23 protein-coding genes and 1 tRNA gene are annotated in these 19,963 nt (G+C 58.1%); 2 read left to right on the top strand and 22 right to left on the bottom strand.

The window, feature by feature from the left end; genetic code table 11:
• Positions 1–24: 24 nt before the first annotated feature.
• The 19 genes from nadA to AC27VU_RS28440 all read right to left on the bottom strand — a co-directional run bounded on the left by nadA (position 25) and on the right by AC27VU_RS28440 (position 15,083).
• Positions 25–1,083 carry a quinolinate synthase NadA gene (gene nadA / locus AC27VU_RS28530; protein ID WP_025112797.1) on the bottom strand — a complete coding sequence of 353 codons (1,059 nt, stop codon included), beginning with the start codon at positions 1,081–1,083 and terminating at the stop codon, positions 25–27.
• Between the two features lie 272 nt (positions 1,084–1,355).
• Positions 1,356–1,431: transfer RNA gene (locus AC27VU_RS28525), tRNA-Lys, on the bottom strand.
• Positions 1,432–1,493: 62 nt separating this feature from the next.
• A complete protein-coding gene (gene queC / locus AC27VU_RS28520) occupies positions 1,494–2,186 on the bottom strand; it encodes a 7-cyano-7-deazaguanine synthase QueC (RefSeq protein WP_488725377.1) in 693 nt (230 codons plus the stop codon).
• 1 nt (position 2,187) lies between these two features.
• Positions 2,188–2,835 carry a 7-carboxy-7-deazaguanine synthase QueE gene (gene queE, locus AC27VU_RS28515; protein ID WP_003227504.1) on the bottom strand — a complete coding sequence of 216 codons (648 nt, stop codon included), beginning with the start codon at positions 2,833–2,835 and terminating at the stop codon, positions 2,188–2,190.
• A gap of 166 nt (positions 2,836–3,001) precedes the next feature.
• Positions 3,002–3,838: a tol-pal system protein YbgF gene (gene ybgF / locus AC27VU_RS28510; protein WP_488725376.1), complete on the bottom strand. Its 837-nt coding sequence runs from the start codon at positions 3,836–3,838 to the stop codon at positions 3,002–3,004.
• Positions 3,839–3,844: 6 nt separating this feature from the next.
• On the bottom strand, positions 3,845–4,342 hold the full coding sequence (pal, locus tag AC27VU_RS28505) for a peptidoglycan-associated lipoprotein Pal (RefSeq protein WP_003178634.1): 498 nt from the start codon (positions 4,340–4,342) through the stop codon (positions 3,845–3,847).
• A 52-nt stretch (positions 4,343–4,394) separates the two neighbouring features.
• Positions 4,395–5,675, bottom strand: coding sequence for a Tol-Pal system beta propeller repeat protein TolB (gene tolB / locus AC27VU_RS28500; RefSeq protein WP_164747834.1), 1,281 nt, complete (start codon positions 5,673–5,675; stop codon positions 4,395–4,397).
• 17 nt (positions 5,676–5,692) lie between these two features.
• Entirely contained in the window at positions 5,693–6,757 is a 1,065-nt protein-coding gene (gene tolA / locus AC27VU_RS28495; RefSeq protein WP_003227513.1) for a cell envelope integrity protein TolA, read from the bottom strand.
• Positions 6,757–7,209, bottom strand: coding sequence for a protein TolR (tolR, locus tag AC27VU_RS28490; RefSeq protein ID WP_177434691.1), 453 nt, complete (start codon positions 7,207–7,209; stop codon positions 6,757–6,759). The genes tolA and tolR overlap by 1 nt, the downstream gene beginning before the upstream one ends.
• Positions 7,210–7,232: 23 nt before the next feature.
• The gene (tolQ, locus tag AC27VU_RS28485) at positions 7,233–7,928 is read right to left on the bottom strand and encodes a protein TolQ (protein WP_003227517.1); all 696 of its coding nucleotides are present in this window, start codon (positions 7,926–7,928) and stop codon (positions 7,233–7,235) included.
• Positions 7,918–8,385, bottom strand: a complete 468-nt coding sequence (gene ybgC / locus AC27VU_RS28480; RefSeq protein WP_027612533.1) for a tol-pal system-associated acyl-CoA thioesterase — start codon at positions 8,383–8,385, stop codon at positions 7,918–7,920. Before ybgC ends, tolQ begins: the two co-directional genes overlap by 11 nt.
• Positions 8,386–8,512: 127 nt before the next feature.
• Complete coding sequence (ruvB, locus tag AC27VU_RS28475) at positions 8,513–9,574, bottom strand: Holliday junction branch migration DNA helicase RuvB (RefSeq protein WP_003227521.1); 1,062 nt, start codon at positions 9,572–9,574, stop codon at positions 8,513–8,515.
• Positions 9,575–10,183 (bottom strand): Holliday junction branch migration protein RuvA, encoded by a 609-nt coding sequence (gene ruvA / locus AC27VU_RS28470; RefSeq protein ID WP_003227522.1) that lies wholly within the window; start codon positions 10,181–10,183, stop codon positions 9,575–9,577.
• A gap of 114 nt (positions 10,184–10,297) precedes the next feature.
• A complete protein-coding gene (gene ruvC, locus AC27VU_RS28465; RefSeq protein WP_003227525.1) occupies positions 10,298–10,825 on the bottom strand; it encodes a crossover junction endodeoxyribonuclease RuvC in 528 nt (175 codons plus the stop codon).
• Between the two features lie 158 nt (positions 10,826–10,983).
• Complete coding sequence (locus AC27VU_RS28460; RefSeq protein ID WP_003227527.1) at positions 10,984–11,730, bottom strand: YebC/PmpR family DNA-binding transcriptional regulator; 747 nt, start codon at positions 11,728–11,730, stop codon at positions 10,984–10,986.
• 127 nt (positions 11,731–11,857) lie between these two features.
• Entirely contained in the window at positions 11,858–13,633 is a 1,776-nt protein-coding gene (aspS, locus tag AC27VU_RS28455; protein WP_003227530.1) for an aspartate--tRNA ligase, read from the bottom strand.
• A gap of 100 nt (positions 13,634–13,733) precedes the next feature.
• Positions 13,734–13,955 (bottom strand): FmdB family zinc ribbon protein, encoded by a 222-nt coding sequence (locus AC27VU_RS28450; RefSeq protein WP_003227532.1) that lies wholly within the window; start codon positions 13,953–13,955, stop codon positions 13,734–13,736.
• Between the two features lie 133 nt (positions 13,956–14,088).
• Positions 14,089–14,424 (bottom strand): ribbon-helix-helix domain-containing protein, encoded by a 336-nt coding sequence (locus AC27VU_RS28445; RefSeq protein ID WP_103485161.1) that lies wholly within the window; start codon positions 14,422–14,424, stop codon positions 14,089–14,091.
• Positions 14,425–14,612: 188 nt separating this feature from the next.
• Complete coding sequence (locus AC27VU_RS28440) at positions 14,613–15,083, bottom strand: Dps family protein (RefSeq protein ID WP_003227537.1); 471 nt, start codon at positions 15,081–15,083, stop codon at positions 14,613–14,615.
• Positions 15,084–15,393: 310 nt separating this feature from the next.
• On the opposite strand from AC27VU_RS28440, the gene AC27VU_RS28435 reads away from it, so the two are divergent.
• Positions 15,394–15,996, top strand: coding sequence for a cold-shock protein (locus AC27VU_RS28435; protein WP_003227539.1), 603 nt, complete (start codon positions 15,394–15,396; stop codon positions 15,994–15,996).
• Between the two features lie 72 nt (positions 15,997–16,068).
• Here AC27VU_RS28435 and AC27VU_RS28430 read toward each other — a convergent pair whose 3' ends face one another.
• A complete protein-coding gene (locus tag AC27VU_RS28430; RefSeq protein ID WP_003227541.1) occupies positions 16,069–16,275 on the bottom strand; it encodes a SlyX family protein in 207 nt (68 codons plus the stop codon).
• 3 nt (positions 16,276–16,278) lie between these two features.
• Positions 16,279–16,704: an HIT domain-containing protein gene (locus AC27VU_RS28425; RefSeq protein WP_262142188.1), complete on the bottom strand. Its 426-nt coding sequence runs from the start codon at positions 16,702–16,704 to the stop codon at positions 16,279–16,281.
• 893 nt (positions 16,705–17,597) lie between these two features.
• On the opposite strand from AC27VU_RS28425, the gene AC27VU_RS28420 reads away from it, so the two are divergent.
• Positions 17,598–18,962: an OprD family porin gene (locus AC27VU_RS28420; protein WP_003227544.1), complete on the top strand. Its 1,365-nt coding sequence runs from the start codon at positions 17,598–17,600 to the stop codon at positions 18,960–18,962.
• A 118-nt stretch (positions 18,963–19,080) separates the two neighbouring features.
• On the opposite strand, the gene AC27VU_RS28415 is transcribed toward AC27VU_RS28420, so the two are convergent.
• Positions 19,081–19,923, bottom strand: coding sequence for a mechanosensitive ion channel family protein (locus tag AC27VU_RS28415; RefSeq protein WP_488725375.1), 843 nt, complete (start codon positions 19,921–19,923; stop codon positions 19,081–19,083).
• Positions 19,924–19,963: the final 40 nt, after the last annotated feature.

The raw sequence follows: 19,963 nt of genomic DNA, 5'->3' as shown, positions 1-19,963 counted from the left end.
GTTTTGCGTGTTGCCTCAACGAGCTTAAGCGTTACCCGCCAGCTTCATCCGCGCCGCCTGAGTGAAATCCAGCATGCGCTTCAACGGACGGATCGCCTGCGGAATCAACGCCGGATCGACAAAGATCTCGTTCGTCCCTTCCTTCAGGCTCTTGAGCGTGCGCTCAAGGGTGTTCATGGCCATCCACGGGCAATGTGCGCAACTGCGGCACGCTGCGCCGTTACCGGCGGTTGGCGCCTCGATGAAGACCTTGTCCGGGCACAACTGCTGCATCTTGTAGAAGATGCCACGGTCGGTGGCAACGATCAGGGTCTTGTTCGGCAGGCTTTGCGCGGCAGCGATCAACTGACTGGTGGAACCTACGGCGTCTGCCAGTTCGATCACCGAGGTCGGCGACTCGGGGTGCACCAGAATCGCGGCGTCCGGGTACAGCGCTTTCATGTCTTCGAGTTGCTTGGACTTGAATTCCTCGTGGACGATGCAGGCACCGTCCCACAGCAGCATGTCGGCGCCGGTCTTGCGCTGAATGTAAGTGCCCAGGTGCTTGTCCGGGCCCCAGATAATGGTCTCGCCGTTGTCCATCAGGCTTTCGACGATCTCCAGCGCACAGCTCGACGTCACTACCCAGTCAGCCCGGGCTTTGACGGCGGCCGAGGTGTTGGCGTACACCACCACCGTGCGCTCCGGATGCTGATCGCAGAACGCCGAGAACTCGTCCACCGGGCACCCCAGGTCCAGCGAGCAGGTCGCGTCCAGGGTCGGCATCAGCACGCGTTTTTCCGGGTTGAGGATCTTTGCGGTCTCGCCCATGAACTTCACGCCGGCGACCACCACGGTCTTGGCCGGATGGGCATTGCCGAAGCGGGCCATCTCCAGGGAGTCGGACACACAGCCACCGGTTTCTTCGGCCAGGGCCTGAATCACCGGATCGCAATAGAAGTGGGCAACCAGCACCGCGTCCTGAGCCTTGAGCTCAGCGGCGATGGCGGAACGGTAGTAGGCCTCCTCCTCGGCACTCAGCGGTTTAGGCTGTTTGGCATCGAGGTGGGCTTGAACCAGAAGGCGTTCGGAAATCTGCGTCATGTTCGCAAGACCTGCAGGCGCTTTCGCGCGAAAGTCGAGTATACACCCGGCTCCGGACCGCTTGAGGGTACCGCCGGGAGAGTGAGTTTTTATCAGGCACGGACAGCGTTGAAGCTGCGCAAGGCTACAGAATATCCCGTTGATACAAAAGATGATTCTGACCTGTGTCAGCGCAGGCGATGATGAAAGGAGCGGTGCCCGAATCGCAGGCAAAAAAAAACCCGGAAATCCTCACTTTCGTGGGCCTTCCGGATTTTCTAAACCGCCAAATATGGTGGGTCGTGTGGGATTCGAACCTACGACCAATTGGTTAAAAGCCAACTGCTCTACCAACTGAGCTAACGACCCGCTGTGTGGTGGCGCGTATAATACTGATTTTTAAGGACTATTCAACACCTTTTTGAAAAAAATCAAAAATAAGGTGTTGGATCGCTTACACCGGCCGCTGCGAAGCCTTCTGCACGCAGGCGGCAGCTGTCGCATTTGCCGCACGCGCGGCCTTCATCGTCCGCCTGATAGCAGGAAACGGTCAGGCCATAATCCACACCGAGCTTCACGCCCGCCTGGACGATCTGCGCCTTGCTCAGGTTCTGCAGCGGGGCCTGGATGCGGAAACCGTTGCCTTCCACGCCCGCCTTGGTCGCCAGGTTGGCCATGCGCTCGAACGACTCGATGAACTCGGGACGGCAATCCGGGTAACCGGAATAGTCCACCGCGTTGACGCCAATAAAGATGTCACGCGCGCCGAGCACTTCAGCCCAGCCCAGCGCCAGCGACAGGAACACCGTGTTGCGCGCCGGCACGTAGGTCACCGGAATGCCCTCGCCCAGCTCTTCCGGAATGTCGATGCTGGTGTCGGTCAGCGCCGAGCCGCCCATGCCGTTCAGGTTCAGACCGATCACTTTGTGCTCGACCACACCCAGATCGCGGGCAACACGTGCGGCGGCGTGCAATTCAGCGTGAGAGCGCTGACCGTAATCGAAGCTCATGGTGTAGCAGGCGTAGCCTTCAGCCCGGACCATCGCCACGACCGTCGCCGAATCCAGACCACCCGACAGCAGGATTACCGCACGTTTTTCATTAGTGTTCAGTTGTTCAGTCATATCAGCGCCCCGGCTCGTCATTCCATAGATATTTATGCAGCTGCAATTGCAGCCGCACCGGCAGGTTGTCTGCCACCACCCAGTCCGCCAGATCCCTGGCATTGAGGTCATGATGACTTGGGGAAAACAGCACTTCTCCCGCACGTCGATCGAGACCGTACTGGATCAGCTTCGAGACCGCCCAGTCATAGTCGTCCCGCGAGCAGATGACAAACTTCACCTGATCGTTGGGCGTCAGCAGTTCGATATTTTCGTAGCGGTTGCGATGCGCCTCTTTAGAGTCCGGCGTCTTCAAGTCGACTACGCGACTGACGCGCGAATCTACCGCCGAGATGTCGAGCGCACCACTGGTTTCCAGTGACACTTCGTAACCGGCATCGCACAACTGTTTAAGCAAAGGGATGGCGTTCGGCTGTGCGAGCGGCTCACCGCCGGTCACACAGACATAGCGCGGACGATATCCGGCCACTTGCTCGAGGATGTCGTCGAGGGTGCGGATCGTACCGCCGCTGAACGCATAGGCACTGTCGCAGTATTGGCAACGCAATGGGCAACCGGTCAGGCGCACAAAAACCGTGGGCAGCCCGGCAGTCCGTGTTTCCCCCTGCAACGAGTAGAAAACTTCGGTAATTCTCAATGTGTCTTGCATAGTCGCCACGGGCGTAACAGCTAAACAGGCTGTCCGCCTCCGTCAGGCACTTCAAGCAACCCCGCCAACGCGTAGATCACCAGAAGCGTGTTTCAGAAAAAGGGCGTGAATTCTAACGAAAAAACCCGCGACAAGCGCGGGTTTCTTCCAAACGGGTCAAACACACTTACATGCGTTGCAGATCGCGTTGAGCCAGCTGAGCCGCAGAGGTACCCGGGTATTGGGAAACCACCTGCTGCAGAATGCCTTTGACCTTGTCGGTGTGACCGAGGCGGCGCTCTACGTCAGCCAGCTTGTACAGCGAATCCGGCACTTTGGCGTGCTTGGGATAGAGCTGCGACACCTTGGCAAAAGCCTGACCTGCACCTTGCAGATCGCCCTTGGCCAGGTTCACTTCACCCAACCAGTATTGGGCGTTGCCCGCGTACTGGCTGTTCGGGTATTTGCGCAGGAATGCCGAGAAAGCCTGGCTGGCCTTGTCGAAATCCTTGGCTTTGATCAGGTCGAAAGCCGCATCGTAATACAGCTTTTCCTTGGCCGGATCACCCGGTTCGCTACTCGCAGCAGGTGCCTGGGCGGCAGCAGCCCCGGCGCCAGCGGCAGCACCGGCAGCAGCACTTGCATCGCCACCGGCAGAAGAATTCTCAGGATTCGCGGCAGGTGCAGCACCGGATCCTATGCGCCGATCAAGATCCTGGTATCGCTCCAGGGATTCCTGTTTCATGCGCGCAACCTGATTCTGCAGTTCTTCGATCACACCTTGCTGGCGCGATATCTGATCCTGCATCTGTTGCAGTTGGTTGAACAGCATGCCCTGTGCCGAGGCAGGGGCCGAAGCCGCTCCCCCGGCATAGGCGCCGTTCGTACCGTAACCCGCAGGCGGATAGCTGCTCCCGCTATTGTTATAACCGGAGTTGTCATCGACCACAGGAACCGCAGCCCACACCGCAAGCGGTGCGAGACTGAGAGCCAGGACAGTTACAGCACGACGGCACGTTCGCATATCGAATTACTTACGCAGTTCGACGCGACGGTTTTGAGCCCAGGACTGCTCGTCGTTGCCGGTAGCAACTGGACGCTCTTCGCCGTAGGAAACCAGTTCCAGCTGAGCTGGGGAAACACCTTGCAGTACCAGGTAGCGCTGAACGGCTTTCGCACGACGCTCGCCCAGTGCCATGTTGTACTCACGAGTACCACGTTCGTCGGTGTTGCCTTCCAGAACAACGCGAGCGCCGTTTGCTTTCAGGTCTTTGGCGTGAACGTCCAGAGCGCGCATGGCTTCTGGCTTCAGGTCCGAGCTGTCGTATTCGAAGTAGAAGGTGGTGATTGCGCGCAGAGCAGCTTCTTCGCTCAGGGAACCGTCAACGGCACCAGTGTTTGCGCCGTAACCAGCGTTTGGATCAACAGCGCCTTCACCGGCGTTGTCGCCGCCTTTGGACGAGCAACCTACAGCTACAGCCATGGCCAGAGCCAGCGCAGCAAATTTACCAAACTTCAGCATTTCCATCGTGAAACTCCTAATGAACCCCAGTGTGTTAAGTAAAACGTAAAGCGCCGCGTCAGTTCAGGTAAGGGGACCAGGACGGTTCTCTGACTTCGCCTTGTGCGGTAGGAAGCGGGAGCCTCACGCGTCCATTAATGGACACGAGCATCAAGACTCCCCGGCCCTGCTGGCGGGTGGCGTAGATTACCATGGTGCCGTTGGGCGCAACAGTAGGTGACTCGTCCAGAGTGCTATCAGTGAGGATCTTTACACTACCTCGCTGCAAATCCTGGGCCGCCACCTTGAAATTGGTGAAACCATCCTGGCGATGGATCATCACCAGAGTCTTTTCATCAGCCGAAAGCTTCGGGTTGGCGTTGTAGTTGCCAATGAAGGTCACACGCTCGGCACCACCGCCGCTGGCGCTGGTTTTGTAGATCTGCGGCTTGCCGCCACGGTCCGAGGTGAAGTAGATGGTCGAACCATCCTTGCCCCAGTACGGTTCGGTGTTGATGCCAGGACCTGCAGTCACACGAGTGATCTGACGCGAACCCAGGTTCATCACATAGATGTCCGGGTTACCGTCTTTCGACAGGACGAAAGCCAGGCGATTGCCATCCGGCGACCAGGCTGGCGCGCCGTTCAGGCCTTCGAAGTTGGTGATCTGCTCACGGCGACCGGTGTCAATGTTCTGCATGAAGATCCGTGGACGCTTCTGCTCGAACGACACGTAGGCGATGCGCTTGCCATCCGGTGCGAAACGCGGCGACAGGATCGGCTCACGCGATTGCAGCAGAGTCACGGCACGTGCGCCGTCGTAGTCCGAACGCTGCAGGGTGTAGCGAGTGTTCTTCTCGGAGAAACGCTCGGCTGTCACGTACAGCAGACGGGTCGAAAACGCACCTTTGATACCGGTGAGTTTTTCGAACGACTGGTCCGAGATGAAGTGCGCCATGTCACGCAGTTGCTCGGTGGTACCGGACACACTGCCGTCAGCCACTTTCTGCTCGGTGGCCACATTGAACAGTGCCCACTGCACCTGCAGACGACCGCCCGCTGGAGCAATGCTGCCGACCATCATGTATTGAGCACCCACCGCCTTCCAGTCACGGAAGATGATTTCGCTCGGCTGGCTTGGCTGGCTGATCATGTTTTGCTTTGGAATCGGCGAGTAGTAGCCCGAGTTCCGCAAATCGTTACCAATGATTTCTGCCATGTCGTCCGGCAGCACGGCACCGCCCTGCATACCGAACGGTACGACGGCGATCGGAGTCGCCCGATCGCTGCCGCTGGTGACCAGAATGTTCTTTTCATCCGCCATCGCGATCCCTGCCATGCAGCAGATCACGACCAGCATTCCTCGAAGAAGGTTTCTCACAAGGCTAGATCCTCAGGTGTGAATGTCATCTTGAATGAACGATACGGAGCGAAATCGCTCGGCTTCATTCCCTGCATTTCCGTCAAACGTCCAATATTCTTGACCGCCGCGACTGCCGAAGCATCGAACGGACCGTCGCCACTGGACTTGGCCACGCTGACCGAAGTCACCGTACCGTCCGGCAACATGCCGATTTGCAGCACGACCGTCATGCCTTTGCGTGCCGAAGGAGGACGTGCCCAACCTTCCGCTGCGCGAGCACGAATCAGGTCATCGAAACTGCCCGCAACTTCGTCACCCTGTTCATCGGCCAAGGCCTGCTGACGCTGCGGCGTGTCGGAAAGCAAATCTGCGAGGGCCTGAGCCTTTTTCTCTTCGGCGGATTTACGTGCCGCTTCCTGCGCTTTCTTCTTCGCAGCATCGGCAGCAGCTTTCTTCTTCGCTTCGTCGGCGACTTTCTTCTTCGCCTCTTCAGCTTCAGCTTTTTTCTTGGCGTCTTCGGCGGCTTTCTTCTTCGCGTCTTCGACGATCTTCTTCTTGGCTTCTTCAGCGGCCTCTTTCTTGGCCTCTTCTTTAGCCTCTTCTTCGGCTTTCTTCTTGGCTATATCAGCCAATTGTTTCTCTTCTGCCTTCTTGGCCTCGGCTTTCTTCGCATCGTCGGCTTTCTTGGCTTCATCAGCCTTTTTCGCCTCGTCCGCTTTCTTCGCCTGATCGGCCTTCTTGGCTTCCTCGGCCTTTTGAGCCGCTTCTTCTTTCTTTTGTTCCGCAGCCTTCACCGCTTCCTGCTCGACCTTTTTCTGCTCCATCTGCTCGACTTCGGTCTGGCGCGCGGCGGATTTCTTCGCCTCACCCGCAATCTTCTGATTGGTCTGGGTGGTTGCCTGACTTTTCGATTTCAGCTGGTACAGGGTCGCCTGAACAATCGGCTTGGCCGGCGGCAACTCCGGTGTGAAGGCGAAACTGACGAACAGCATGCCGAACACCAGCACGTGCAGGACAATTGCCAGAACACTAGGCCAGAAGTAGCTTTCCGAGGCGGACGGCTCTCGCTGTTGCTGCATCAGGGGGCCTCGGTAATCAAACCAACATTACCGACCCCGGCTTTCTGCAACCCGCCCATGGCCCCCATGACGGAGCCGTAGTCGACCGACTTGTCGCCACGAATAAAGACCTGGGTACGCTTGCCACCTTCGGTGCCGGCACGAATGATCTTGGTCACCGCGTCAGTCATCTGCGGCAGCGTCATTGCCCTGTCCTGCTGCTTTTCAGTGTCGACTTCGCTGCCAAGGTTCCAGTAGTAGGTCTTGTCAGCCTTGATCGAAATGGTCAGCACCTGAGTGTTGTTGTCCTGCGGCAAGGCTTCGCTGGAAACCTTGGGCAGATCCACTTTCACGCCCTGATTGAGCATCGGCGCGGTCACCATGAAGATAACCAGCAGCACCAGCATCACGTCGATGTATGGCACCACGTTCATCTCGGCGACCGGCTTGCGCTTGTTTCGGGCTCGAGCGATTAAAGCCATCGGGAAATACCTGCTTATTCTTCGCTGGTGTGCACTTTGCGGTGCAGGATCGCCTGGAACTCATCGGCGAAGGTGTAGTAGCGGCTCAGCAAGGTTTCGCTGCGGGCAGAGAAACGGTTGTAAGCGATAACGGCCGGGATCGCGGCGAACAGGCCGATCGCGGTGGCGATCAGGGCTTCGGCGATACCCGGGGCCACGGTGGCCAGGGTCGCTTGCTGGGCCTGAGCCAGACCACGGAAGGAGTTCATGATGCCCCACACGGTACCGAACAGACCGATGTACGGGCTGACCGAACCGACAGTGGCGAGGAACGGCAGGCTCTGCTCCAGCTTCTCTTCTTCACGGGAGATGGCGACGCGCATGGCACGGGCCACACCTTCCATCACCGCTTCAGGGTCAACACCTGGCTGCTGACGCAGACGGGAGAATTCCTTGAAACCGGCACGGAAGATCTGCTCCACGCCCGAATCCGGATCCGGGTTGCTGCCGGCCTGACGGTACAGCTTGGACAGATCGATACCCGACCAGAAGCGCTCTTCGAAGCTCTCCAGGGCGCGTCGACCGGCGCGCAACAGATTGCTGCGCTGAAAGATCATGATCCATGAGGTCACCGATGCGGCCACCAGGGTCAACATTACCAACTGCACCACGATGCTGGCATTGCTGACCAGGCTCCACATGGAGGAATGGTCGACGACGTTAGCTTCCACGCTTTATCTCCTGCTTTGAGTGTGTACCCGTGCCGCCCGCGTCGGCAAAGGCCGCACGCAAGGATTCGGGCATGGCCCGGGGTTTCAAACTGTCGGTGCGCACACAGGCCACCAGAAACTGCCCTTCACAGAGCAGCACATTATCCGTGGCCCGCCTGACCTGCTGTTTAAAGCGCAGGCTGGCACGGTTCAATTCGATTACATCAGCGCTTACCAGCAGTTCGTCGTCCAGTCGCGCCGGCGCGTGGTAGCGCGCTTCGCTGGAATGCACGACAAACAACAGGTCCTCCCCTGCCAGTTCCGACTGGGCAAAGCCCAGCGTCCGGAGCCGCTCGGTTCGAGCCCGTTCCATAAACTTGAGGTAATTAACGTAATACACGATGCCGCCGGCATCGGTGTCCTCGTAATAAACGCGACAACGATGTGCGAACGGCTCAAGCCCGTTTTGCGCGCGCATACTCTAGTGCTTACTCCTCGGGTTGCCAATCCGGCCAGGCAACTGTTTTTTCAGTGTTTAAGGCTTTACCGCAAAAGTACCGTCCTGTGACAGTACAAACGCTGAATAAATCGCCAATAAATGTGTATCAATCGTCCAAGGCATCGAGAAACTCGTCTGCCACGGGCATTTCGCCCATTCGTGACGGAATGTTTAAACCGAAATGCAGATACGCATGCCGTGTCACCACCCTGCCCCGTGGCGTACGCATGATGTAGCCCTGCTGGATCAGGTACGGCTCCAGCACGTCTTCAATGGTATGACGCTCTTCACTGATCGCCGCCGCCAGGCTGTCGATGCCTACCGGACCGCCATCGAACTTCTCGATCATGGTCAGCAGCAAGCGCCGGTCCTGATGATCGAAGCCGTGTTCGTCGACGTCCAGCAGGTTCAAGGCCAGATCCGCCACCGACTTGGTGATATGGCCCTTGGCGCGCACTTCGGCAAAATCGCGCACCCGACGCAGCAGGCGATTGGCGATCCGCGGCGTACCACGGGCACGACGAGCGATTTCGAAAGAACCCTCCGGATCCAGTGGCAGACCGAGAATAGCCGCAGACCGACTGACAATCGTCGCCAGATCCGCCGTGCTGTAGAACTCCAGACGCTGGACGATACCGAAGCGGTCACGCAACGGGTTGGTCAGCATGCCGGCACGAGTAGTGGCGCCCACCAGAGTGAACGGTGGCAGATCCAGCTTGATCGAGCGCGCCGCCGGTCCTTCGCCGATCATGATGTCGAGCTGGAAATCTTCCATCGCCGGGTACAGCACTTCTTCAACGATGGGTGACAGACGATGGATTTCGTCGATGAACAACACGTCGTGCGGCTCAAGATTGGTCAGCAGTGCCGCCAGGTCGCCCGGACGCTCAAGTACCGGGCCGGACGTGCTCTTGATCGACACGCCCATTTCCTGGGCGATGATGTTGGCCAGGGTGGTCTTGCCCAGCCCCGGCGGGCCGAAGATCAACGTGTGATCCAGCGATTCACTGCGACCACGCGCCGCCTGGATGAACAGCTCCATCTGCTCGCGGACAGTCGGCTGGCCAATGTAGTCGGCCAGGCTAACCGGGCGAATGGCCCGGTCCTGGACTTCTTCGCGCTCGCGCGGACTGTGCGCGGCGGCGATCAGACGATCAGCTTCAATCACTTAAATCATTCCCTTCAGGGCGCGGCGGATCAGGTCTTCACTGCTCAAATTCTTGTCCTTGATGGCGGTAATCGCCTTGCTCGCTTCCTGCGGTTTGTAGCCCAGAGAAATCAGCGCGCTGACCGCATCGTTTTCAGCGGTATTGACCGGCGCCGGGCCGTCCGGCTGATTCGGCACCAGGGCGAACATGGCCGGTGAGGTTTCCCAGGCCTTGAAGCGATCCTTCAATTCGACCAGCAGACGCTCGGCAGTTTTCTTGCCAACCCCCGGTACCTTGGTCAGCGCCGAAGTGTCCTGGGATTGCACGCAGCGGATCAGTTCATCGACTTCCAGGCTCGACATCAAGGCCAGGGCCAGTTTCGGTCCGACACCATTGAGACGGATCAACTCACGAAAAAAGTCTCGCTCACGCTTGCCGGCGAAACCATAGAGTAACTGCGCGTCTTCGCGTACGACCAAATGGGTGTGCAGCGTCAGCGGTTCACCGACCGACGGCAGACGATAAAGGGTGGTCATGGGCACTTCCAGCTCATACCCGAGGCCGTTTACATCCAGAATCAGGTGCGGCGGCTGTTTCTCAGCCAAGGTGCCGCGCAAGCGTCCAATCACGTTTCAGATCCTTGAGCGTTGGCCAGCCGTGGGCTGGCGACAGATGGAAGGCGGGAATCGGGCCGACGACCCAGGCGCGAAATCCGCATTCCGCAAAAATGATTGCTGATGCTATCAGAGACGCAGGCGCCCGCCACGACTGCGTGCGGTTCCCAGGCCATGCGGCAGCAGGCTGGAACGGGTGTGCGCGTGACAAATCGCGATGGCCAGGGCATCCGAGGCATCGATCTGCGGTTTGCTGGTCAGCTTGAGCATGTGCATGACCATCATCTGCACCTGTTCCTTATTAGCGGCGCCGGTGCCGACCACGGCTTGCTTGACCTGGGTGGCGGTGTACTCGGCAATCTCCAGGCTTTCCTCGGCACCGGCAACGATTGCCGCACCGCGAGCCTGGCCGAGCTTGAGGGCCGAATCGGCGTTTTTCGCCATGAACACTTTTTCGATGCCCATGGTCACCGGGCCATAGGTCTGAATGATTTCACGCACGCCGCGATAAACGATTTGCAGCCGCTCATGCAGCTCGCCGGCGCCGGTACGGATGCAGCCCGACGCCACGTAGATGCAGCCGCCGCGGCCGGTATCGCGAACAACCCCGTAACCGGTGATGCGCGAGCCGGGGTCGATACCCAGAATTAAAGTCATAACGCCTGCGGATTCGGTAGAAACACGAAAATCAAAACAGCGAATAACCAATGTGGGAGCGGGCTTGCTCGCGAATGCGGCGTGTCATTCAGCATTGATGCTTGCTGATTCGCCGCATTCGCGAGCAAGCCCGCTCCCACATTGAAGCCTAGTCGCTCTTAACCGAGCTGAGCGGCCACATCTTCCGGAATGTCCGCGTTGGAGTAGACGTTCTGCACGTCATCCAGATCCTCGAGCATGTCGATCAGCTTGAGCACCTTCTCCGCGCCTTCCAGATCCAGTTCGGCACTGGTGGTCGGCTGCATGACGATTTCTGCGTCGTCACCCTTGAACCCGGCCGCTTCCAGCGCGTTACGCACGGCATAGAAGCTGGTGAACGAGGTGAACACGTCGATCGAGCCGTCTTCATGGCTGACCACGTCGTCGGCATCCGCTTCCAGCGCCGCTTCGGTCAGCGCGTCTTCATCGACGCCCGGGGCAAAGCTGATCTGCCCCTTGCGCTCGAACAGATACGCAACCGAACCGTCGGTACCAAGGTTGCCGCCACATTTGCTGAACGCATGGCGCACGGCAGCTGCGGTACGGTTGCGGTTGTCGGTCATGCACTCGACCATCACCGCCACGCCGCCCGGGCCGTAACCTTCATAGGTCAGCTCTTCAACGTTGTCCGCTTCGGTCGCACCGGCGCCACGCGCAACGGCACGATCGATGATGTCGCGGCTCATGTTCGCGCCGAGAGCCTTGTCCAGGGCCAGGCGCAGACGCGGGTTGGAACCCGGATCGCCGCCGCCCTGACGGGCCGCAACGGTCAGCTCACGGATCCACTTGGTGAAGATCTTGCCTCTCTTGGCATCCTGACGTTCTTTGCGGTGCTTGATGTTCGCCCACTTGGAATGACCTGCCATAACTCGCTCCGAATTCTCTTGAAACGTTGCCCGCCCTGCTCATGCAGCGGCCAGCAAACAAAAAATCTCGACCTGCTCTCTATAGATAGAAAAAAGGCGCATCCGAAGATGCGCCTTCAGGCCCGTCTTACTCAGCCTTTGGCGTTTCGCGCAAACGAATGTGCAGCTCGCGCAGTGCCTTGGCATCCACCACACCCGGCGCTTGCGTCATGACGTCCGCAGCACTCTGGGTTTTCGGGAAGGCGATCACTTCACGGATCGACTGGGCGCCGGTCATCAGCATCACCAGACGGTCCAGACCGAAGGCCAGACCACCGTGCGGCGGTGCACCGTACTTCAGCGCGTCGAGCAGGAAGCCGAACTTCTCTTCCTGTTCTGCTTCATTGATACCCAACAGACGGAACACCGCTTGTTGCATTTCCTTGCGGTGGATACGGATCGAACCGCCACCCAGCTCGGTACCGTTGAGCACCATATCGTAGGCGCGGGACAGAGCGCCGGCCGGATTGGCTTCCAGCTCTTCAGGGGAGCACTTCGGTGCGGTGAACGGGTGGTGCAGCGCAGAGAAGCTGCCGTCGTCGTTTTCTTCGAACATCGGGAAGTCGACGACCCACATTGGCGCCCACTTGCAGGTCAGCAGGTCGAGGTCGTGACCGAGTTTGATACGCAGCGCGCCCAGGGCTTCGCTGACGATCTTGGCCTTGTCGGCGCCGAAGAACACGATGTCGCCGTCAACCGCGCCGACGCGATCGAGGATCACGTTCAGGTTGGCTTCAGGGATGTTTTTCACGATCGGCGATTGCAGACCTTCAACACCGGCAGCGCGCTCGTTGACCTTGATGTACGCCAGGCCCTTGGCACCGTAGATGCCGACGAACTTGGTGTAGTCGTCGATCTGCTTGCGCGGCATGCTCGCCCCGCCTGGAACGCGCAGTGCAGCGATACGGCATTTCGGATCGTTGGCCGGGCCGCTGAAGACCTTGAATTCGACTTCTTTGAGTTGATCGGCGACGTCGACCAGTTCCAGCGGGTTACGCAGGTCCGGCTTGTCGGAACCGTAACGACGCATGGCTTCTTCGAAGGTCATGTGCGGGAATTCGCCGAATTCCAGATCCAGCACTTCCTTGAACAGGTTGCGGATCATGCCTTCGGTCAGGCCCATGATGTCTTTTTCGTCGAGGAAGCTGGTCTCGATGTCGATCTGAGTGAACTCAGGCTGACGGTCGGCACGCAGGTCTTCGTCGCGGAAGCACTTGGCGATCTGGTAGTAACGGTCGAAACCGGCAACCATCAGCAGTTGCTTGAACAGCTGAGGCGATTGCGGCAGCGCGAAGAACGAACCGGCGTGAGTACGGCTCGGCACCAGGTAGTCGCGGGCGCCTTCCGGGGTAGCACGGGTCAGGATCGGTGTTTCGACGTCGAGGAAGCCGTTCTCGTCGAGGAAGCGACGGATGCTGGTGGTCATGCGCGAACGCAGACGCAGCTTCTCGGCCATTTCCGGACGACGCAGGTCCAGGAAGCGGTAGCGCAGGCGGGTTTCTTCGCCGACGTCGGAGTATTCGTTGAGCGGGAACGGCGGGGTTTCCGACTCGTTCAGCACTTCCAGCTCGTAGCCCAGCACTTCGATCATGCCCGACGCCATGTTGGCGTTGGTCGCACCGGCCGGACGCAGACGCACCTTGCCGGTGATCTTCACGACGTATTCGCTGCGCACGCGATCGGCGGCGGCGAAGCTCTCGGCGCGATCCGGATCGAACACCACCTGAGCCAGACCATCACGATCACGGATATCGAGGAAAATCACCCCGCCGTGGTCGCGACGACGGTGAACCCATCCGCAAAGGGTAATTTCCTGGCCTTCCAGGCTTTCGTTCAGTTGGCCGCAATAATGGCTGCGCATCATGGTAGTGGTTTCGCTTCTCGTAATTCGAAATTCGGTGGAGATCCCGTCGCACTCAAGCACTGCGAAATCTCACGCGTGTCGTTCGACCTGGGCCTGAACCCTAGTCAGATTTGTCGCCACCGGCCAGATTCTTCTTGGCTCCGGTCTTGAAATCGGTTTCGTACCAACCGCTGCCGCTGAGGCGAAAACCCGGCATGGACAGCTGTTTCTTGAGCTCTGGCGCCTGACAGGCAGGGCAGTCGACCAGCGGTGCCTCGCTGATCTTTTGAATGGCTTCCAACTGATGACCACAGGAAGCACATTGATAATCGTACATCGGCATGGAGGTGTCTCGGCGATCAGATTGCCACCGCGCGCAGGGCTTTGCGGCGAAAGAGCGGGATTATATCCATTAAATGCGGGCTGTGCAGCCGTAAGACTGCACAGCCCGCCACGTCATTTCAAGTATTGGCCGTTCAGGGCATGACGGCCGTCGGGGTATCCCGCAGACCATTCATCACACACACCACCCGCACCAGACCACTGAAGTTTTTCACCCCGCCGTGGCGCAGGTGCACCTGACGGTCAACGTGGGACAGCAACGTACTGACCGAACAGCCATTGTGCCCGGCCATCTCACCGAGAATGTTCCAGTAAACCTGCTCGAGCCTCAAGCACGTGGCAAACCCGTTCAAGCGCACTGACCTTGCCAGCGGCCGGATCAGCTCGAAGTCGAAATCGCTGACAAACGGGTCGACCTTCATTTCCTGCTGCGAACCGACATGTTCGCTTCGCCTGTCTCCACCTACCATATCGCTGACACTCCTTTGCCATCGCTGCTTTTTATAAAGACAACATCCTGTGTCTTCATAAAAACGCAGACGCAAAGTCAGCGCCAGACGACTAGTTGCCCAGCTGCGTAGGATAAGCCGACATGTTCGGTAAGATTTGAAACAGCGCGCGGACATCTACCACTCCGGGACATCCGCGCACCGGACTATCAGGTCTCGAGCAACGCACGCAGCATCCACGCCGTCTTCTCATGCACCTGCATACGCTGGGTCAGCAGGTCGGCCGTCGGCTCGTCACTGACTTTGTCCAGAAGCGGGAAGATGCCGCGAGCGGTGCGCGTCACCGCTTCCTGACCCTCGACCAACTGCTTGATCATGTCCTCGGCGCTTGGCACGCCGACTTCTTCCTTGATAGAGGAAAGACGCGCGTAAGTCGCGTAGGCGCCCGGTGCCGGAAACCCCAGGGCCCGAATGCGCTCGGCGATCAGGTCCACGGCCAGCGCCAGCTCGTTGTATTGCTCTTCGAACATCAGATGCAAGGTCCTGAACATGGGACCGGTGACGTTCCAGTGGAAGTTATGGGTTTTCAGATACAGCACGTAGGTGTCCGACAGCAGCCGCGACAGCCCCTCGACGATGGACTTGCGGTCTTCTTCACTGATACCGATATCGATTGCCATGTTTACCCCCTAAGGCGATTGAATTCATCCAACAGGTGCAGACCCACTCTAGCAAGGCAGGCGCCACCTCGCAGCCGGCAATCTTCGCTCGCCGTGCGACAAATCGACCGGGCCGGTGCCGCTGGCCGGGGTAATTTGAGTAGCTGCAGGCTTTGCTGTTAAATAGGCAGTGTGTCGCTACGCCCCATTTTTCAGGGGTGTCGTGCATAGGCTGATGCCGGGCACGTGTCCAACGCCTCTTTATTGTTCCGAAGCGAACCGTGCGCCTTCAGCTCTTCCTTGTGAGCCGTCATAACGTGAGCCAATCAAAATGTTGAAAATCGTCCACCTGCTAATGGGCGCAGCGGCCTTGCTGCTGTCGTTCATACCTAGCCTGAAATCCGAAGCCGTTCCTTACCTGCAACAACCCGATGCACTTTACCTGGCCTTTTTCGGCCTGCTGAACCTGGTCATCGCTCCAGTGATCCCTTACTGGAACAAAGGCCCGCGCCAGCATCTGCAAAATCTGGTCAGCGCTCTTCTCGTGCTGACTGTCGTCCTGCAAACCCTGACCCTGATCGCACCGATGCCTGTCATCGCCGGTCAACCGGCAGTGTTGTTCAGCCTGGTGATCGCCCTGGTTGCCGTGGTTGTGCACCTGGCCGTGAGCTTCTACAAATCTTCACCGGCCGCCGCGCCTGTCAGCTATGACATGAGCAACCGCGATACCGGTACCGTCAAGTGGTTCAACACGTCCAAAGGCTTCGGCTTTATCTCCCGGGATTCCGGCGATGATATTTTCGTGCACTTTCGTGCAATCCGTGGCGAAGGCCACCGCGTACTGGTCGAAGGCCAGCGCGTTGAGTTCTCGGTGATGAACCGGGATAAAGGCCTGCAAGCCGAGGATGTGATTGCCGCCCTGCCGCGTCGCTGATCCAAGGCAAGAAAAAACCGCGAGCAGCCTGGCTGATCGCGGTTTTTTTACGCCGTTACAAAAGCGCCGACATCAGTAGTGTGGCGGTGGGGCCTCTTCCTCGAAAGCATCGAACTGCCCGACCATTTCTTCCTGACGCTTGAGTACCGCAGCCATTTGCAGTTGCAGGCGCTCGATCACGCGCTGCTGCGCCACCAGTTCGTCGTTCAACGCCTGAATGGTGTCATCCTGAAAGGCCAGGCGGCTTTCCAGATCGGTAACGCGCTCTTCAAGGCTCATCGCTCAATCCTCCAGAAACGTGAAGTGCTCAGTCAGCACCAGGCGCAGCCGTTCACGAATGGCCGCAACCTCCTCGGCACCATAGGGTTTGGCCGGGTGTTTGCCCCAGACCGGCGCTGGCCATGCCGCATCGTCACGCTTACGCACGATCACATGCATATGCAGCTGGCTGACAACGTTGCCCAGGGTAGCGACGTTCAGCTTGTCGGCATCGAACAGGTCCTTGAGCAACTCGGCCAGCGCGGTGGTTTCCTGCCACAACTGCTGCTGGTCGGCGACATCCAACTGAAACAACTCACTGATATCGTCGCGACGAGGCACCAGGATGAACCACGGGTAATTGGCGTCGTTGGACAGCAGCAGTCGGCAGAGCGGGAAGTCGCCGATGGTCAGGGTGTCCTGTTGAAGTCGTGAATCTAAAGCAAACACTGCGTGCACTCCCGGCTGATCTACATATTCAGCTTAGCGGCCACCCAGACAGGCAACGCACCAAGCGACAGGCAGGCAGCATACCTGCGAATGCGCCGGGCTTCACGATGAGTGCACTCGACCAGGCCACCACAGCCCTGACAAGAGACAACTACAAAGATTGTGCACCATCCCGGAGCCTGAACCGGCCTCGAACGCGAGCAACTAGCTGAAACAGCCCTGGCCATCCGGTGACAGACTCACCGCAAGCTGTATGAATCCGGTACAGCCTGTAAATTTTTTGCACCAAAACCGCACAGTGCGTCTACGCTCAGTGCGTCGGGCATCCGCCAAATACTCACTGACGGGGTGAACCGGTAACGTTTTTGGTTGTCATGCCGCCATGCGAACGTGACAACACGATGCAAAGGTATGCGTCAAGCCCCTGATACAAAAGGGCTTGAACCCCCGTTTTTATGCGGTTTTTACGGCTACAGGCAGGTGTTCAGAAAAATAAACGTGGCAACCCTGCACTTTGTGCACGCTTGTTGCATCAGTACACACATGGTCTATAAGCGCGCCACCGGAAGTGGCAGCTGGAGACCAACCAATACGGTGGCAGGGTTGCCCCAATGGAGATTCAAGTGTTTTGCCAGGGACTCTTTTTTACCGATGCAAAAAGGCCCAGAAACAGCGATAAAGTTGTCAGCCCGGCTGCATGGGTAACGTGAATTTGCGACATCAACCCAGCTGTTTGCGACGTCGTCGTAAAGATCATGAAAGGTTGTATGAGCAAGTATCGCCAACATTGTCGGCGTGATATAAGTTTGCGCCGACACAAAAAGAAAGAGCCGCCCAGATAATAAAACAGGTGGGACGGCAGTACTCTTCTAAAACCAAAGGAGCAAATCACGATGCGCGTGATGAAGTGGAGCACAATCGCACTGGCTGTTGCAGCAGCAGCCAGCACTCAATTGGCTACGGCCGCCCCGTTTGTTAGTGACCAGGCAGAAGCCAAAGGTTTCGTTGAAGATGCAAAACTCACCGAAACGTTGAAGAACTACTACTTCAACCGCGACAACAAGAACGGCGGCCACGACCAGAAAGACTGGACTCAAGGCTTCCTGGGCAATTTTAACTCCGGTTACACCCAAGGTACTGTCGGCGTTGGTATCGATGCATTCGGTTACCTGGCGGTCAAACTGGATGGCGGTGACGGTACTTCCGGTTCCGGCAACATGAGCCGTAGTGACGTAGTCAAGGCTAACGGTTACTCTCACGATGTGGATGACAGCCAAGGCAAAGCCGGTGCTGCCATCAAGTTCCGCATCTCCAAAACCGAGTTGAAAATCGGCGACCAGCAGCCAAGCACTGCTCCAGTGTTCGCTGTCGGTGGTTCCCGCCTCATTCCGCAAACTGCCAGCGGCTTCCAGCTGCAGAGCAGCGAAGTCAAAGACCTTGACCTCGAAGCCGGTCACTTCTACTCGGCGACCAGCCAGGACAAGAACGCCCGTGACGGCGGCCTGTACGCGAACTACGCTGGCGTAGAAGCCAAGTCGATCGACTATTTCGGTGGCAAATACGGCATCACCGAAAACCTGAGCGCGTCGCTCTACGGTGCCAAGCTGCAAGACGTCTGGAACCAGTACTACGCGAACGTGAACCTCACCACCCCATTCGGTGGCGACACTTCGCTGAACACTGACTTCAACATCTACCGCACCACCGATACCGGTGACAAGCTGGCAGGTGACATCAGCAACACTGCCTTCTCCCTGGCAACCGCGCTGTCGTTCCTGAAGGCACACACCTTCACCCTGGCCTTCCAGAAGGTTAACGGCGATACCCCTTTCGACTACGTTGGCGTGGGCAAGAACAACCGTGGCGGCGACTCGATCTTCCTCGCCAACTCCATCCAGTACTCTGACTTCAACGGTCCAGGCGAGAAATCCCTGCAAGCCCGTTACGACCTGAAAATGGCCGAGTACGGCGTTCCAGGCCTGAGCTTCATGGTTCGTTACGTCAAAGGTTGGGATATCGACGGTACCGGTCTGGCTGCAAACAGCCAATACCGCACCAGCACTGGCGCACCGCTGTACGGTGAAGATGGCAAACACCACGAAACCAACTTCGAAGCCAAGTACGTTGTTCAGTCTGGCCCAGCGAAAGATCTGTCGTTCCGCATCCGTCAAGCCTGGCACACTGCCAACGCAGACCAGGGCGAAGGCGACGTTAAAGAGTTCCGCCTGATCACCGAATACCCACTGAACATCCTGTAATTGTCAGTGGTTAGTTTGGAAGCATAAAAAAAGGCCCATCTTCGGATGGGCCTTTTTTATTGCCTGTCACTTGTAATAAATGCCTGACCAACAAGTCAGGCATTTAATTAGCAACCTATCATTGTGTTGCCGATTCCTGAACCACACGAATCACCCGCTGTGGAAACGGAATATCAATACCGGCTGTCTTCAAACGATCACGCGACTGTTCATTAAACATGAACATCACATCCCAATAGTCTGCAGTTTTAACCCACACACGCAGGGAAACAGTGATCGAACTGTCACCCAAAGTCGAAATGACCGCTTGCGGCGCAGGGTCCTGCAGAACGCGATCGTCCTTGGCCAGATCCAGCAGCACCTGACGCGCCTTTTGCAGATCCGCTTCGTAATCCACGCCCACGTCGAACACCACTTTGCGGGTTGGCTGACGGTTGGTGTTGGTGATGATGCCGTTCGACAGATTGCCGTTCGGGACGATGATGGTCTTGTTGTCACCGGTACGCAGCACGGTGTGGAAAATCTGGATGCTGTCGACCGTACCCGCCACGCCTTGCGCTTCGATCCAGTCACCGATACGGAACGGACGGAACAGCAGAATCAACACGCCGCCGGCGAAGTTCGCCAGACTGCCCTGCAATGCCAGGCCGATCGCCAGACCCGCAGCACCAATCGCGGCGACGAACGAGGTGGTTTCGACACCGATCATCGAGGCCACGCTGACGATCAGCAGCACCTTGAGGATGATGTTCGCCAGGCTGCTGATGAAGCCTTGCAGCGCCAGGTCGGCATTGCGCAGGGCCAGCAGACCGCCGAGCTTTTGCGTGACCTTGTTGATCAGCCACCAGCCGATGGCCAGGGTAATCACCGCCAGCAGCACGCGGCTGCCGTATTCCATGATCATCGGAATCCACGCCTGGGACGCCTTGACCAGGTTGTCTACCTCTGCATTCAAATCCATCTTCCCTCTCCTGATGTCCGGCTACCCGGGGCTGTACACA

It is taken from the genome of Pseudomonas sp. 14P5.3.2, from assembly GCF_057799175.1.
The sequence above is the reverse complement of the archived record's forward strand: the minus strand, read 5'-3'. Positions and strand labels throughout refer to the sequence as shown.

Bases quoted from the DNA above. Each gene is read 5' to 3' on its own strand.
- nadA (WP_025112797.1), bottom strand. From the start codon at position 1,083: ATGACGCAGATTTCCGAACGCCTTCTGGTTCAAGCCCACCTCGATGCC.
- queC (WP_488725377.1), bottom strand. From the start codon at position 2,186: ATGACTGAACAACTGAACACTAATGAAAAACGTGCGGTAATCCTGCTG.
- queE (WP_003227504.1), bottom strand. From the start codon at position 2,835: ATGCAAGACACATTGAGAATTACCGAAGTTTTCTACTCGTTGCAGGGG.
- ybgF (WP_488725376.1), bottom strand. From the start codon at position 3,838: ATGCGAACGTGCCGTCGTGCTGTAACTGTCCTGGCTCTCAGTCTCGCA.
- pal (WP_003178634.1), bottom strand. From the start codon at position 4,342: ATGGAAATGCTGAAGTTTGGTAAATTTGCTGCGCTGGCTCTGGCCATG.
- tolB (WP_164747834.1), bottom strand. From the start codon at position 5,675: ATGCTGGTCGTGATCTGCTGCATGGCAGGGATCGCGATGGCGGATGAA.
- tolA (WP_003227513.1), bottom strand. From the start codon at position 6,757: ATGCAGCAACAGCGAGAGCCGTCCGCCTCGGAAAGCTACTTCTGGCCT.
- ybgC (WP_027612533.1), bottom strand. From the start codon at position 8,385: ATGCGCGCGCAAAACGGGCTTGAGCCGTTCGCACATCGTTGTCGCGTT.
- ruvC (WP_003227525.1), bottom strand. From the start codon at position 10,825: ATGACTTTAATTCTGGGTATCGACCCCGGCTCGCGCATCACCGGTTAC.
- AC27VU_RS28460 (WP_003227527.1), bottom strand. From the start codon at position 11,730: ATGGCAGGTCATTCCAAGTGGGCGAACATCAAGCACCGCAAAGAACGT.
- aspS (WP_003227530.1), bottom strand. From the start codon at position 13,633: ATGATGCGCAGCCATTATTGCGGCCAACTGAACGAAAGCCTGGAAGGC.
- AC27VU_RS28450 (WP_003227532.1), bottom strand. From the start codon at position 13,955: ATGCCGATGTACGATTATCAATGTGCTTCCTGTGGTCATCAGTTGGAA.
- AC27VU_RS28445 (WP_103485161.1), bottom strand. From the start codon at position 14,424: ATGGTAGGTGGAGACAGGCGAAGCGAACATGTCGGTTCGCAGCAGGAA.
- AC27VU_RS28440 (WP_003227537.1), bottom strand. From the start codon at position 15,083: ATGGCAATCGATATCGGTATCAGTGAAGAAGACCGCAAGTCCATCGTC.
- AC27VU_RS28435 (WP_003227539.1), top strand. From the start codon at position 15,394: ATGTTGAAAATCGTCCACCTGCTAATGGGCGCAGCGGCCTTGCTGCTG.
- AC27VU_RS28430 (WP_003227541.1), bottom strand. From the start codon at position 16,275: ATGAGCCTTGAAGAGCGCGTTACCGATCTGGAAAGCCGCCTGGCCTTT.
- AC27VU_RS28420 (WP_003227544.1), top strand. From the start codon at position 17,598: ATGCGCGTGATGAAGTGGAGCACAATCGCACTGGCTGTTGCAGCAGCA.
- AC27VU_RS28415 (WP_488725375.1), bottom strand. From the start codon at position 19,923: ATGGATTTGAATGCAGAGGTAGACAACCTGGTCAAGGCGTCCCAGGCG.